A 14,376-nucleotide genomic window follows, 5' to 3' on the forward strand; every position below is an offset into this window, starting at 1 on the left:
CGCCGACCCGGCCATGGGCGTGCTGTCGGCGATGTTCCACGCCGGCCCCGACGACACCCTGGACGCCGTCGTCCAAGGCCACGACAAGATCGCAGAAGCGGACCGGTTGACAGCACGCCGTTACTATGACTGGGTGAGCGCCCTGCTCCCCGAGGCGGCCCGCAAGACCCTGAGGGAGAAGATGAAGACCGCATCCCGCTGGTACAGCGAAGACGCCCGAGCCTGGATCGCCGAAGGCAAAGCCGAAGGGGAAATCGAGGGAGAGATCAAGCTCCTCCTGCGAATCCTGCGCAGCCGAGGCATCGACATCACCGACGAGCAGCGGCAGCGCATCAGCGAGTGCAAGAACCCCGAACAGATCGAGACATGGGCCGACCGCGCACTCACCGCCACATCGGCCGACGAACTCTTCGACTGACACAACGGGCACGAACGTCCAACGCGGCCTGAGCTGCACAGCCCAGGCCGCAGTCGTACCCGCGGCGGGCAAGCGGGCGCCGTCGAGTGCAGCACAACGGCTGGCCTGGTAAGGAGCGCGCGAGGTGGTGGCGAACAGTCTGGGGGAGCAGATGAGGGCCGAGTCCCGCTGGTACAGCGAAACCGCCCAAGCCTGGATCGCCAAGGGCAGGGCTGAGGGGTTTGCCGAAGGGATTACCCGAGGCATGGCCAGGGGGCTGCTGCTGCTCTTGGAGGCCCGGGAGATCGAAATCAGTGAGGAGCAGCGGCGGCGCATCGGCGAGTGCAGGGATTCCGAGCAGCTCAAGATGTGGGTCGATCGTGCGCTCGAGGTCTCGTCGGCTGACGGGGTGTTCAGCTGACTCGACGAACGCTGGTGTGCACGGGGTCGGCGAGTGGGCGGTTGTGTTGTTCGTTCCTGATGCCGGACGGGTTCGAGGTCACTGTCTGCAGTCTTCGTGACCTGGCTCCGTCTGGATGGACTGGAACGCCGCACGCGATTCGGTGTGGTGATGTCACCGGACGGGCTGCAGTCTGATGACCTCCGGGCGTGTCACGGGCGGCTCCGGGGTCGGATGGTCGTCGGCTGCATGATCTCTCCTGTGATCGAGAGGAGCAATTTCGGGGGGTTCGGGGTGGCGGTGGGTTATTGGTGCGGTTCGCGTTGTGTGCCAGGACGGCCGGATAGTTTCAGGTATGTCCTCCACTAAACTTCGCGTTACGGTTCGGTGGTGACACGGTGGCGGCCGCGTGTGATTTCGGTCATCCTCGTGCCAGGACGGCGTCGACTCCAGGCCACTGAAAGCTCCTTCCATCAGGGCTTCCATCCATTGATAGGCAACTCCTATCGCGGCAGCATGGCGCGGTGATTTCTCTTTCCCGGCGGCCCAGGGCACGCTAAGTGACACGCGCCCCCGAGTGAGCGTCAGCCTCGGCGGCGCGATCACAGTACCCGCCCCGTCGTCTCGCACGGGGCGCTGGACCCGCGCAACCAAAGGAGCATGCGTGCTTACTGTCGGTGACCAGTTCCCTGAGTACGAGCTGACCGCCTGCGTCTCGCTGGACCCGGAGAACGCCTTCGAGACGATCAACCACAAGTCGTACGAGGGCAAGTGGCGCGTGGTGTTCTTCTGGCCGAAGGACTTCACCTTCATCTGTCCGACCGAGATCGCCGAGTTCGGCCGGCTGAACGGGGAGTTCGCCGACCGCGACGCCCAGGTGCTCGGCGCCTCGGTGGACAACGAGTACGTCCACTTCGCCTGGCGCAAGGACCACCCGGACCTGCGCGAGCTGCCCTTCCCGATGCTGTCGGACGTCAAGCGCGAGCTGTGCACCGCGCTCGGCATCCTCACCGACGAGGGCGTGGCGCAGCGCGCCACCTTCATCGTCGACCCCAACAACGAGATCCAGTTCGCGATGGTCACCGCGGGCTCGGTCGGCCGCAACGTCAAGGAGGTCCTGCGGGTCCTCGACGCCCTGCAGTCCGACGAGCTGTGCCCCTGCAACTGGAACAAGGGCGAGGAGACCCTGGACGCCAAGAAGCTGATGGCGGGCGTCTGAGCGCCTCCCCCGTCGGCCGGGGGGCGGCGTCCCCCCGCGTGAAGACACGCCATACCGGGCGGCCGGGACGCGGCACCGCGACCCGGCCGCCCGCTTGATCGAAAGGCACCCTTCGTGAGCATCGACGCGCTGAAGAACGCTCTGCCGGCCTACGCCAAGGACACCAAGCTGAACCTGGGGTCGGTGACGTCCACCTCCCAGCTGACCGAGCAGCAGCTGTGGGGCACCGTGCTGGCCTGCGCCCTGGCCACCCGCAGCTCCCGGGTCATCACCGAGGTGGCCGAGGAGGCCGCCGACTACCTGTCGGCCGAGGCGTTCGAGGCGGCCAAGGGCGCCGCCTCGATCATGGCCATGAACAACGTCTACTACCGCGCCACCCACCTGATCGGCGACGAGACCTACGCCACGCTGCCCGCCAAGCTGCGGATGTCGATCATCGGCAGGCCGGGCGTGGAGAAGGCCGACTTCGAGCTGTGGTGCCTGGCCGTGTCGGCGATCAACGGCTGCGGCCGCTGCCTGGAGTCGCACGAGAAGGTGCTGCGCGAAAGCGGCCTGTCCCGCGAGCTGATCCAGGAGGCGCTGCGCATCGCCGCCGTGGTGAACGCGACCGCCGCCACCCTGGACGCCGAGGCCGCCCTCTCCCCCGCCGCCGCCGTCTGACACCACGCGAAAAGGCCCGGGTGCGAGCACCCGGGCCTTTCGCATGTGCCCGCGGATGCGGGCGCGGCGGTCATTCCCACTCGATGGTGCCCGGGGGCTTGCTGGTGATGTCGAGGGTGACGCGGTTGATCTCGCGGACCTCGTTGGTGATGCGGGTGGAGATCTTCTGCAGGACGTCGTAGGGCAGCCGCGCCCAGTCGGCGGTCATGGCGTCCTCGCTGGTGACCGGGCGCAGGACGACCGGGTGCCCGTACGTGCGGCCGTCGCCCTGCACGCCCACCGAGCGGACGTCGGCGAGCAGCACCACCGGGAACTGCCAGATGTCGCGGTCGAGCCCCGCCCGAGTCAGCTCCTCGCGGGCGATCGCGTCGGCCTCGCGCAGGATGTCCAGGCGCTCCCGGGTGACCTCGCCGATCACGCGGATGGCCAGGCCGGGGCCGGGGAAGGGGTGCCGCCAGACGATCTCGGGGGGCAGGTCGAGCTGCTCGCCCAGCGCGCGCACCTCGTCCTTGAACAGGGTGCGCAGCGGCTCGACCAGGGTGAACTTCAGGTCGTCGGGCAGGCCGCCGACGTTGTGGTGGGACTTGATGTTGGCCGCGCCGGTGCCGCCGCCCGACTCCACCACGTCCGGGTAGAGGGTGCCCTGCACCAGGAACTCGACCGGGTCGGAGTCGGCGTGGCCCTCGACGATCTGCCGGGCCGCCTCCTCGAACACCCGGATGAACTCACGGCCGATGATCTTGCGCTTCTGCTCGGGGTCGGCGACCCCGGCGAGCGCGGCCAGGAAGCGGTCCTGGGCGTCCACCACGTGCAGGTTCACCCCGGTGGCGGCGACGAAGTCCTTTTCGACCTGTTCGGCCTCGCCCTTGCGCAGCAGCCCGTGGTCGACGAACACGCAGGTGAGCCGGTCGCCGATGGCGCGCTGGACGAGGGCGGCGGCGACCGCCGAGTCCACGCCGCCCGACAGGGCGCACAGCGCGCGCCGGGAGCCGACCTGCGCGCGGATCTGCTCGACGGCCTCGTCGGCGATGTTGGCCATCGTCCAGTTGGGCCGGCAGCCCGCCGCCTCGTACAGGAAGCGGCGCAGCACGTCCATGCCGTGCGCGGTGTGCAGCACCTCGGGGTGGAACTGCACCCCGTAGAAGCCGCGTTCGCGGTCCTCCATGCCCGCCACCGGCGTGACGTCGGTGCGGGCGGTGACGGTGAAGCCGTCGGGGGCGCGGCTGACGAAGTCGCGGTGCGACATCCAGACCGCCTGCTCGTGCGGCAGCCCCTCGAACAGCACGCCGGGGTGCGTGACGGTCACCGTGGCGCCGCCGTACTCGGCGACGTCGGAGTTCTCCACCGTGCCGCCGAGCGCCTGCGCCATCACCTGGTGGCCGTAGCAGATGCCCAGGGTCGGCACGCCGATGTCGAACAGGCCGTCGGGCGCGACCGGGGCGCCCGCCTCGTACACCGACGCGGGGCCGCCGGACAGGATGATCGCCTTGGGGTTGCGGGCGAGCATCTCCGCCGCGGGCATGGTCGACGGGACGATCTCGCTGAAGACATGGCACTCGCGCACCCGCCGCGCGATCAGCTGGGCGTACTGCGCGCCGAAGTCGACGACGAGAACGGTGTCAAAGGACTGGTCTGCGGCCACCAGGGCGCCTTTCGCGATGAGGTGGGGGCGGGCCCTTCCAGTTTAGAGGCCGCTGCCTGCGCCGATGCCCGCCCCGTCCGCCCCCCGGCGCACGCACCGCGACCGGCCGATGACGGCAGGCGTCCGATTCTCCGGATACCCGCCCTCCGCGGCCCCGATCACTGGTACCTGTAGGTGATGCTCCGACTTCCCTTCGTGTCTTCGCCGTAAGGACTGGTGTGAAGCTGCTCGCCGTCGCCGCGCTCGCCGCCGCGGTCCTCCCCCCCGCCTCCGTCTCCCCCGCCTCCGTCTCCCCCGCCCCTTCGCCCCCGCGCCCGCCGGCGAGCGACTGCGGCGCCTCCGCGGCGCGCGTCCGCACCGCCGATCCCGCCGTCCGGGAGCGCAACGAGATGACGCCCGCCGAGGTGACCGCGGTGGAACGCGACCTCGCCGCCCGGCTCGCGCGGCTGCGCGGCGCCCAGGAGGGCCGGCGCGCCCTGCCGGGGCGGATCAAGATCCCGGTCTACTTTCACGTCCTGCACGACGGGACGCGCGGTGACGTGCCCACCGAGCGGATCCGGCGGCAGATCGCCGCGATGAACACCGCCTACCGGGGCGGGCACGGCGGCGCCGACACCGGGGTGCGCTTCGAGCTGGTGCAGGTCACCCGCACCGACAACGCCGCCTGGTACTCCCAGCCCGAGACGTACGAGATGAAGTACAAGAAGCTGCTGCGGCGCGGCGGCGCGGGCACCCTGAACCTCTACAGCGCCGACACCGGCCGGGAGCTGCTCGGCTGGTCCACCTTCCCGTGGAAGTACCGGTCCGAGCCGGTCCGCGACGGCGTGGTGATCAACCCCGACAGCATGCCGGGCGGCCCGATCGACCACTTCGACCGGGGGTTCACCGCCGTCCACGAGACCGGCCACTGGCTCGGCCTCTACCACACCTTCCAGGACGGGTGCGGCGGCGAGGGCGACCGCGTCGACGACACCCCGCCCGAGCGCGAGCCCTCCCACCAGTGCCCGACCGGCAAGGACACCTGCCCCGGCGACGGGCCCGACCCCGTCCACAACTTCATGAACTACACCTGGGACACCTGCATGCGGGAGTTCACCCGCGGCCAGGGCGCCCGCATCCGCCAGGTCTGGCCCGTCTACCGCGCCGAGTCCGCTACGTGACGTCGGCGATGGGCAGGCGCAGGGCGGCCGGGGCGTGCGCGGGCACGACCGGGTTCTTCGGCGCCACCGGGGCCACGCGCCGGTAGGGGGCGCCGAGGGCGGGGCGCGGGTCGGTGGCGCCCTTGTTCGGCCACAGCGCCATGGCCCGTTCCGCCTGGGCGGTGATGGTGAGGGACGGGTTGACGCCCAGGTTGGCGGAGACGGCCGACCCGTCCACCACGTGCAGGCCCGGATGGCCGTAGACGCGGTGGTAGGGGTCGATCACGCCGGTCTCGGGCGAGTCGCCGATCACGCAGCCGCCGAGGAAGTGCGCGGTCAGCGGGATGTCGAACAGGTCGCCCCAGGCGCCGCCGGGCAGGCCGCCGATCTCCTCGGCGATCAGGCGGGTGGCCTCGTGCCCGGCGGGGATCCAGGTCGGGTTGGGTTCGCCGTGGCCGCGGCGGGCCCGCACGTCCCAGCCGAACGGGCCCTTCTTGGGGACGAGCGTGATGGAGTTGTCGCGGTTCTGCATGACCAGCGCGATGACCGTGCGCTCCGACCAGTGCCGGACGTCGAACAGCTGCACCAGGTCACGCGGGCGGCGGGCCACCTCGCGCAGGAACTTGGCCCAGCGCGGCCGGTGCCGTTCGCCGGGCCGGTCGCCGTCCACCAGCAGCGTCTGCAGCAGCGCCAGCAGGTTGGAGCCCTTGCCGTAGCGGACGGGTTCGATGTGGGTGTCGGGCGCCGGGTGGAACGACGAGGTGATCGCCACGCCTTTGGAGAAGTCGGGCCCGGGCCGGCCGTTGCGGCGTCCGGCGCCGAGGATGGCCTCGGAGTTGGTGCGGGTCAATGCGCCGAGCCGGTCGGACAGGCGGGGCAGCCGCCCGGTGGCCTTCATCTTGTGCAGCAGCTTCTGCGTGCCGTAGGTGCCGGCGGCGAAGACCACCTGCCCGGCGGTGAGGATCTTGCGGTTGCGGCCGAACGAGCCGGTGCGGACGATCTCCACCTCGTAGCCGCCGCCGGGCAGCGGCTCGACCCGGGTGGCGCGGCTGAGCGGCATGATCCGGGCCCCGGCGCGTTCGGCCAGGTAGAGGTAGTTCTCGGTGAGCATGTTCTTGGCGCCGTGGCGGCAGCCGACCATGCACTCGCCGCATTCGGTGCAGCCGCGGCGGCGCGGGCCGGCGCCGCCGAAGTACGGGTCGTCGCTCGGCACGCCCGGCCCGTCGCCGAAGTGGACGCCGACGGGCGTCTGCACGAAGGTGTCGCCCTTGCCCATCCGCTCGGCCACCTTCTTGATCACCTTGTCGGCGGCGGTGACGGTCCGGTACCGGACGGCGCCCAGCATGCGCTGCGCCTGGTCGTAGTAGGGGGCGAGTTCGTCCTGCCAGTCGGTGATGTGGGCCCACTGGCGGTCCTGGAAGAACGGGGCGGGCGGGACGTAGAGGGTGTTGGCGTAGTTGAGGGAGCCGCCGCCGACGCCCGCCCCGGCCAGCACCATGACGCGGCTGCCCTTGGCCCCGCGGATCAGGTGGATGCGCTGCAGGCCGGTCAGGCCGAGTGCGGGCGCCCACAGGTAGCGGGAGATCCGCCAGTTGGTGCGGGGCAGACCGGGATGGCGGTTCCCCGCCTCCCCGGCCGCCGCGGGGCCGGTGTCGAAGCGGCGGCCCGCCTCGATCACGCCGACCTTGTAGCCCTTCTCGGTGAGCCGCAGCGCCGCGACGCTGCCGCCGAAGCCCGAGCCGATCACCAGGACGTCGTAGTCGTGCATGCCGGCGCCCCCGTCACCTGATCCGCAGCTTCTTCATGAGGGCGACGCCGGTGGACATCAGGTCGGCGAAGCGCTCGTAGCCGATGCCGCCGGGCGGTTCGAGGTCCAGGAGGTGCTGGCTGGCGATCGTCTGCGGCTCGGTGAACTTCAGCAGGCCCTCGGCGCCGTGGCGGCGGCCCACGCCGGACTGCTTGAAGCCGCCCATGGGGGCGTCGTGCGAGGCGTAGGCGGCGCCGAAGCCGTCGTTGATGTTGACGGTGCCCGCCTCGATCCGCGCGGCGACGCGGCGGCCGTGCGCCACGTTCCGCGTCCACACCGAGGCGTTGAGGCCGTAGGCGGTGTCGTTGGCGCGGGCGACGGCCTCGTCCTCGTCGGCGACCTTGTAGACCGCCACGACCGGGCCGAACGTCTCGGCGGCGCACAGGTCCATCTCTTCGGTGACGTCGGTGAGGACGGTCGGCTCGTAGAACAGCGGGCCGAGGTCGGGCCGGGCGCGGCCGCCGGCGAGCACGGTGGCGCCCTTGGCGACGGCCTGGTCGACGTGCCGGGTGACCGCCTCCAGCTGGCGCGGGTAGGTGAGCGAGCCCATGTCGGCGGAGAAGTCCAGGCCGGAGCCCAGCCGCATGCCCTTGACCAGTTCGACGAAGCGCGGCACGAACCGGTCGTAGACGTCCTGGTGGACGTACAGGCGCTCGATGGAGATGCACAGCTGGCCGGCGTTGGTGAAGCAGGCCCGGACGGCGCCGCGGGCGGTGCGCTCCACGTCGGCGTCGGCCAGCACGATCATGGGGTTCTTGCCGCCGAGCTCCAGGGAGTAGCCGACCAGGCGGGGCGCGACCTTCTCGGCGATGGCCCGGCCGCCGCGGGTGGAGCCGGTGAACGACACGTAGTCGGCGCCCTCCAGCAGCGGGTCGCCGATCTCGGCGGGGTCGCCGACGACGATCTGCCACAGGTCGCCCGGCAGGCCGAGCGACACCAGCAGGTCCCGGATCCACAGGCTGGACAGGCAGGTCTGGGTGTCCGGCTTGTGGACGACGGCGTTGCCGGCCATCAGGGCGGGCGCGATGTCGCCGGCGCCGAGCGCGAACGGGTAGTTCCAGGGCGCGATCAGCGCGACGACGCCCTTGGGGTGGCGCAGTTCCCGGACGCGGGTCAGCCCCGGCAGCATGCCCTTGCGGCGCTGCGGGCGCAGCAGCCGGGGCGCGCGGCGCGCGTAGTACAGCGTGCACATCGCGACGTCGAGGAACTCCTCCAGCGCGTGCCGCCGGGCCTTGCCGGTCTCCAGCTGGATGACGTCGAGGATCTCGTCGCGGCGCTCGACCAGGGCGTCGGTCAGCCGCAGGAACGGCCGGACGCGCTCGGCGACCGGCAGCCGGGCCCAGGCGCGCTGCGCTTGGCGCGCCCGCTCGAAGGCGGCGCGCACGTCGTCGGGGCCGGACTGCGGGACTTCGGCCAGGGTCGCTCCGGTGAACGGGGCGGGGACGGCGGCCTTGGGAGCGTCGTCCGCGGCGGTGACGCGGGACGTCAGCCGCTCGATCAGGGTGGGGGCGAGGGTGTGCTCCGCCGCGCCTTCGGCGGGGACGGTCCGGGGTGCCATGGCACAGCAGCGTATGACCCCCCGGCCATATTTGACTACCCGTCAGTAGGACCAACTGCTGTCCGACTTCCGCCGACCCCGCGGCGACCTGGACGGATGCGGATGCGGCGGGATGGCGACGCAGCGCGGCGAACCGACCACATCAGGCAATCTCCGGATTGACCATGATGCGGCGGTGTATTCCCCATGGCGGGAAGAGTGGCCAGGCAACGCCCGCGTCCGCGCGCACCCGCGCGTCGGACGGCCCCGCCGGGGCGTGCCGCGACGGAGGGGACCAACGATGATCGACACTGCCTTCGGCACGCCCGGCGAGGACGAGACCGACCGCGGCGGCGCGGCGCCCCCCGGCGGCGCGTCCCGGCGGTACACGCGCGAGCAGACCCGGGCGGCGCTGCTGGACGCCGCGCAGCGGCTGTGGGCCGAACGCGGCGTCCACAACGCGTCCCTGGACGAGGTGGCGGCGGCGGCCGGGCTCACCAAGGGCGCGGTGTACTCCAACTTCGCCGGCAAGTCCGACCTGCTGCTGACCCTGCTGGAGCGCTACACCGCCGAGGGGTTCGGCGTCGAGGTGCACGCGGAGCTGTGCGACGCCTCCCGCCCCGCCGGGGAGCGGTTCGAGCGGGCCGGGCGGGCGTACGCGCGGCGGATCTCCGGCGAGCACGCCCGCATGCTGGCCCTCCTGCTGGTGGAGTTCTGGCTGTACGGCATGCGCGACTACGCGGCGGGGTGGCGCGTCGCCGAGTGGTACGCCGCCCGCCGCGCGCACTTGGCCGCGCACCTGGACGAGGTGGAGGGCATCACCCCCGACGACCGCGCGGCGCTGGCCGTGGCGCTGGACGCCGGGCTGGCCCTGCAGCACCTGCTGGACCCCGAGCGGGTGCCCGCCGAGCTGTACGCGACGGGCATGCGGCTGCTGCTCGGGCCCGCCCTGAGCTGACCGGCGGCGGCCGCCCGGTGACGGGGGGCCGTCACCGGGCGGCCGTCACCGGGTCGTGGCCGCGGGCGGCGCGGTGTCGGTCACCGGCAGCTCCGCCTCCGTGCCCGCGGCCGCGGCGGGCTCGCCGTCGTCGGTCTCCGGCGTGTCGTCGGGCACGGTGGGCACGTTCGGCGCGGGCACGGACGCCAGCACGTACAGGCGGCCGGCCGCGGCCCCGAACACGCGGTTGAAGTTGCGCAGGTAGGCGTCGTAGACGGACGTGCTCTCGATGGTGAGCATCGCCTCGTCGTTGTGCCGCAGCGCCGCCGTCGTGTAGCTGTGGCTGCCGGTCATCACGAGCTTGCGCCTGCGGCCGTTGTACCAGCCGTCGATCAGCAGGTACTTGGAGTGCGCCTCCCGGGTCTGCTTGGCGGTGAAGAACCGCGTCTGCGGGCCGCCGTTGCGTCCCGGCTGCCGCAGCGCCTTCAGCGTCGACTCGCCGAGTTCGGCGCTGACCACCCGCACGTCGCAGCCCGCGTCGTCCAGCTTGGACAGCCGCTTGGCCACGCCCGTCCGGGTGAACAGCCCGCTGGACAGCCGCACCCGGGTCCCGCCCAGGCAGCTGACCTTGTCCAGCACGCCGGCGATCGGGTCGCCGGCCGCCTTGGGGAAGAAGGTCACCGAGCGGTGGCCGGACCGGTACGTCCGGAAGTAGTCGCCGTTCGCGCGCCGCTTGGCCAGGTCGTGGAAGTACTTGCGGTACGCCTTGTAGAGCTTGGCGTCCGTCAGCGTGTACGCGTCGTTGTACTGGACGTACATGCCGCCGGTGGCGTTGCCGGACGTCTGCACGACGACGTTGCGCGAGCTGTAGGTGCGCGAGAACGCGTAGAACTTGTTGTGGTTCTTGCCCCACTGCCCGGAGACCTTGGGCGCGATGCAGCCGCGCCCCTTGGGGCAGGTCACGATCCAGGACGCGCGGCGCGTGCTCGCCCCGAGGTTCTTGCGCAGGTAGTCGTAGACGTACCGGCGCTTGTTGGGCGAGTCGGAGTCGACGACGATGCGCACCTTGACCCCGCGCCTCTTGGCCCGCACCAGCTCCTTGGCCATGCCGGCGGTGTTGAGCCGGAACAGCGCGACGTTGATCTCCGCGCCCTTCGGGGTGTTCCGGATCAGCTTCTTGATGTAGAGGTCGAGCGCGCCCTGCTGCGCCTTCGTCCCCGTCGGCAGGTTGAACCGCGGCCCCTGCGGCACGTAGTACTTCTTCTTCGTCTTCTTGCTCTTCTTCGGCTTGCTCTTCTTCTTCGGCTTGGCGGCCGCCTTCGCGGTCACCGCCCCTGACGACGGCTGGGCCAGCGCGCACCCCGCCATCGCCACGTCCACGCCCCCGACGGCCAGTGCCATCAGCAGCCCACCAGACACAAGCCCCAAACGCAGCATTTTTCGCTCCCCGCAGCAAACTCAGGAAGCGGGAGATTAGCAGCATTTAAAACTTTTCAGACTCTGTTCACGTAGGCGACATAGGCCACATATGGCCACTCCGTCCGGATATGTCGTCGGTGCCGGGCGGGCGCACCGAAAACGCCGTGCCGCCCCTGTCGGGCGGCACGGCGTTCGGCCAGGTCAGGCGGCGGATCAGGGGGCCGCGGTGGGCACGATCTCCGGGGCGCCCCGGCGGCGCGCGTCGGCCTCCTGGTCGCCCAGCTCATTTTGCGAATCCCGTTCGGCCTCGATGCGCTTGCTGTAGTACTCGACCTCGCGGTCCATCTGCTTCTTCGACCAGCCGAGGACCGGCGCCAGCAGCTCGGCCGCCTCCCGCGCGACGCCCACGCCCCGGTCCCACGTCTCGATGGAGATGCGGGTGCGGCGGGACAGCACGTCGTTGAGGTGGCGGGCGCCCTCGTGGGTGGCCGCGTAGACGACCTCGGCGCGCAGGTAGTCGTCCGCGCCGGTCAGCGGCCTGCCCAGGTCGGGCCGCTCGGCGATCAGGCCGAGCAGGTCGTCGACCAGGGTGCCGTAGCGGTGCAGCAGGTGCTCGACGCGGGCGACGTGCAGGCCCGAACGCGCGGCCAGACGGTGCCGGGCGTTCCACATGGCCGGGTAGCCGTCCGCGCCGACCAGGGCCACCCGGTCGGTGCACGACTCGGCGACCTTGCCGTCCAGCCCGTGCGCGACGGCGTCGATCGCGTCCTTGGCCATGACCCGGTACGTGGTGTACTTGCCGCCCGCGACCAGCACCAGGCCGGGCACCGGGTGCGCCACGACATGCTCGCGGGACAGCTTGGACGTCTCGTCGGTCTCCCCCACCAGCAGCGGACGCAGCCCCGCGTACACGCCCTCCACGTCGTCGTGCGTGAGCGGCGTGGACAGCACCCGGTTGACGTGTTCGAGCACGTAGTCGATGTCGGCACGGGACGCCGCGGGGTGCACCTTGTCCAGGTCCCACGCGGTGTCGGTGGTACCGATGATCCAGTGCCTGCCCCACGGGATCACGAACAGCACCGACTTCTCGGTGCGCAGGATGATGCCGGTGGAGGAGTGGATGCGGTCCTTGGGCACCACCAGGTGGATGCCCTTGGACGCGCGCACATGGATCTGGCCGCGGCCGCCGACCAGCTCCTGGATGTCGTCGGTCCACACGCCGGTGGCGTTGACGACCTGCTTGGCCCGCACCTCCGCGTCGGTGCCCGACTCCAGGTCGCGGATGCGCAGCCCCGTCACCCGCTCGCCCTCGCGCAGGAACCCCGTGCACTGGGTGCGCGAGGCGATCTGCGCGCCGTACGCGGCGGCCGTGCGCAGCACCATCATCACGTACCGGGCGTCGTCCACCTGGGCGTCCCAGTACTGGATCGCCCCGGTGAACGCGTCCTTGCGCAGCGACGGCGCCAGCCGCAGCGCCCCCCGCCGGGTCAGGTGCCGGTGGTGCGGGACGCCCCGGGTGCTGCCCATCTGGAACGACAGCAGGTCGTACAGCGCCACCCCGGCGCCGAAGTAGCCGCGCTCCCAGACCCGGTGCGTCGTCGGCAGCAGGAACGGCACCGGCCGCACCAGGTGCGGCGCGACCCGCTGCATCAGCAGGCCGCGCTCGGTCAGCGCCTCGCGCACCAGGTCGAAGTTGTACTGCTCCAGATACCGCAACCCGCCGTGGATCAGCTTGGACGACCGCGAGGACGTGCCGGAGGCGAAGTCGCGCGCCTCCACCACCGCCACCGACAGGCCCCGGGTGGCGGCGTCCAGGGCGGCGCCCGCGCCCACGATGCCCGCGCCCACGACCACGACGTCGAACTCCTCGCGGGCCATGCGCGCCAGCGCCTCGGCCCGTTCGGCCGGGCCGAGGCGCGAGCTGCCCAGTCCGGTCACCGGCGATCCCGCCATCGCGATCCCCCCTGTGCGGTCGGATGTCCGTCAGTTCCTACCCCACGGTAGGGACTCGTCCACACGAACAGGATCGGCGAATCCGGGCGGAACCTCAGTGCGCCGCCGTCGGCGCGACCACGACCTGCACCCGCTGGAACTCCTTCAGCTCGGTGTACCCGGCGGTCGCCATCGCCCGCCGCAGCGCCCCGATCAGGTTCATCGACCCGTCGGCGACGTGCGAGGGGCCGTACAGGATCTGCTCCAGGGTGCCGATCGTGCCGACCTCCAGCCGGGTGCCGCGCGGCACGTCGCCGTGATGAGCCTCACTGCCCCAGTGGTAGCCGCAGCCGGGCGCCTCGGTGGCGCGGGCGAACGGCGAGCCCACCATCACCGCGTCCGACCCGCACGCGAACGCCTTGGCGATGTCGCCGCTGTTGGTCATCCCGCCGTCGGCGATCACGTGCACGTAGCGGCCGCCGGACTCGTCCAGGTAGTCGCGGCGGGCGGCGGCCACGTCGGCGACGGCCGTGGCCATCGGCACCGCCACGCCCAGCACGGTGCGGGTGGTGTGCCCGGAGCCGCCGCCGAAGCCCACCAGCACGCCCGCCGCGCCCGTGCGCATCAGGTGCAGCGCCGCCGTGTACGTCGAGCACCCGCCGACGATCACCGGCACGTCCAGGTCGTAGATGAACTGCTTGAGGTTGAGCGGCTCGGCCCGGCCGGACACGTGCTCGGCCGACACGGTGGTGCCGCGGATGACGAACAGGTCCACCCCGGCGTCGATCACCGCCTTGTGGAACTGCGTGGTGCGCTGCGGCGACAGCCGCGCCGCCACGGTCACCCCGGCCTCGCGGATCTGCTCGATCCGCCGGCCGATCAGCTCCTCCTTGATCGGCGCGCGGTAGATCTCCTGCAGCCGCCGGGTGGCGCGGGCGTCGTCCAGCGAGGCGATCTCGGCCAGCAGCGGCTCGGGGTCCTCGTAGCGCGTCCACAGCCCTTCCAGGTCGAGCACGGCCAGCCCGCCCAGCCGGCCGATGGCGATCGCGGTGGCCGGGCTGACCACGCTGTCCATCGGCGCCACGACCAGCGGCATCTCGAACCGGTAGGCGTCGATCTGCCAGGCGACGCTGACCTCCTCGGGGTCGCGGGTGCGCCGCGACGGCACGATGCCGATCTCGTCGAAGGCATACGCGCGCCGGCCGCTCTTGCCCCGGCCGATCTCCACCTCAGCAGCCACAGCTCAATCCTCTCCAGGCGAAACCCGCGATGACGCCCCGCAGAGAC

At 71.6% G+C, this 14,376-nt stretch carries 11 protein-coding genes and 1 pseudogene; 6 read left to right on the plus strand and 6 right to left on the minus strand.

The genetic code is table 11. From position 1 onward, the window contains the following. The 4 genes and pseudogenes from ABD879_RS11550 to ahpD all read left to right on the plus strand — a co-directional run. Positions 1-418, plus strand: a pseudogene (locus ABD879_RS11550) (hypothetical protein); the annotation flags it as partial. Between the two features lie 127 nt (positions 419-545). After that, entirely contained in the window at positions 546-818 is a 273-nt protein-coding gene (locus ABD879_RS11555) for a hypothetical protein (protein WP_345020362.1), read from the plus strand. Between the two features lie 643 nt (positions 819-1,461). Beyond that, entirely contained in the window at positions 1,462-2,016 is a 555-nt protein-coding gene (locus ABD879_RS11560) for a peroxiredoxin (RefSeq protein WP_345020363.1), read from the plus strand. A 114-nt stretch (positions 2,017-2,130) separates the two neighbouring features. Beyond that, positions 2,131-2,676 carry an alkylhydroperoxidase, AhpD family gene (gene ahpD, locus ABD879_RS11565; protein WP_345020364.1) on the plus strand — a complete coding sequence of 182 codons (546 nt, stop codon included), beginning with the start codon at positions 2,131-2,133 and terminating at the stop codon, positions 2,674-2,676. Positions 2,677-2,746: 70 nt separating this feature from the next. Here the strand turns inward: ahpD and guaA are convergent, their stop codons facing one another. Next, on the minus strand, positions 2,747-4,318 hold the full coding sequence (gene guaA / locus ABD879_RS11570; RefSeq protein WP_345020366.1) for a glutamine-hydrolyzing GMP synthase: 1,572 nt from the start codon (positions 4,316-4,318) through the stop codon (positions 2,747-2,749). Between the two features lie 218 nt (positions 4,319-4,536). Between guaA and ABD879_RS11575 the strand changes: the two genes are divergently transcribed. Beyond that, on the plus strand, positions 4,537-5,478 hold the full coding sequence (locus ABD879_RS11575) for a zinc metalloprotease (protein ID WP_345020368.1): 942 nt from the start codon (positions 4,537-4,539) through the stop codon (positions 5,476-5,478). On the opposite strand, the gene ABD879_RS11580 is transcribed toward ABD879_RS11575, so the two are convergent. Both ABD879_RS11580 and ABD879_RS11585 read right to left on the minus strand, forming a co-directional pair. Continuing rightward, positions 5,471-7,225 (minus strand): GMC oxidoreductase, encoded by a 1,755-nt coding sequence (locus ABD879_RS11580; RefSeq protein ID WP_345020371.1) that lies wholly within the window; start codon positions 7,223-7,225, stop codon positions 5,471-5,473. The genes ABD879_RS11575 and ABD879_RS11580 overlap by 8 nt on opposite strands. 13 nt (positions 7,226-7,238) lie before the next feature. Next, positions 7,239-8,822: a succinic semialdehyde dehydrogenase gene (locus ABD879_RS11585; protein ID WP_345020373.1), complete on the minus strand. Its 1,584-nt coding sequence runs from the start codon at positions 8,820-8,822 to the stop codon at positions 7,239-7,241. A gap of 280 nt (positions 8,823-9,102) precedes the next feature. Between ABD879_RS11585 and ABD879_RS11590 the strand changes: the two genes are divergently transcribed. Then, on the plus strand, positions 9,103-9,759 hold the full coding sequence (locus tag ABD879_RS11590; protein WP_345020375.1) for a TetR/AcrR family transcriptional regulator: 657 nt from the start codon (positions 9,103-9,105) through the stop codon (positions 9,757-9,759). 45 nt (positions 9,760-9,804) lie between these two features. Here the strand turns inward: ABD879_RS11590 and ABD879_RS11595 are convergent, their stop codons facing one another. From ABD879_RS11595 to ABD879_RS11605, 3 genes are all read right to left on the minus strand, one after another. Beyond that, a complete protein-coding gene (locus ABD879_RS11595) occupies positions 9,805-11,139 on the minus strand; it encodes a phospholipase D-like domain-containing protein (protein WP_345020377.1) in 1,335 nt (444 codons plus the stop codon). 231 nt (positions 11,140-11,370) lie between these two features. Continuing rightward, positions 11,371-13,110, minus strand: a complete 1,740-nt coding sequence (locus tag ABD879_RS11600; RefSeq protein WP_345020379.1) for a glycerol-3-phosphate dehydrogenase/oxidase — start codon at positions 13,108-13,110, stop codon at positions 11,371-11,373. A 94-nt stretch (positions 13,111-13,204) separates the two neighbouring features. Beyond that, on the minus strand, positions 13,205-14,317 hold the full coding sequence (locus ABD879_RS11605; RefSeq protein WP_345020504.1) for a GuaB3 family IMP dehydrogenase-related protein: 1,113 nt from the start codon (positions 14,315-14,317) through the stop codon (positions 13,205-13,207). Positions 14,318-14,376 lie beyond the last annotated feature (59 nt).

Origin of the sequence: Actinomadura keratinilytica, from assembly GCF_039539665.1 — a bacterium.
Classification (GTDB): domain Bacteria; phylum Actinomycetota; class Actinomycetes; order Streptosporangiales; family Streptosporangiaceae; genus Spirillospora; species Spirillospora keratinilytica.

Bases quoted from the DNA above. Each gene is read 5' to 3' on its own strand.
- ABD879_RS11585 (WP_345020373.1), bottom strand. From the start codon at position 8,822: ATGGCACCCCGGACCGTCCCCGCCGAAGGCGCGGCGGAGCACACCCTC.
- ABD879_RS11600 (WP_345020379.1), bottom strand. From the start codon at position 13,110: ATGGCGGGATCGCCGGTGACCGGACTGGGCAGCTCGCGCCTCGGCCCG.
- ABD879_RS11580 (WP_345020371.1), bottom strand. From the start codon at position 7,225: ATGCACGACTACGACGTCCTGGTGATCGGCTCGGGCTTCGGCGGCAGC.
- ABD879_RS11590 (WP_345020375.1), top strand. From the start codon at position 9,103: ATGATCGACACTGCCTTCGGCACGCCCGGCGAGGACGAGACCGACCGC.
- ABD879_RS11595 (WP_345020377.1), bottom strand. From the start codon at position 11,139: ATGGCACTGGCCGTCGGGGGCGTGGACGTGGCGATGGCGGGGTGCGCG.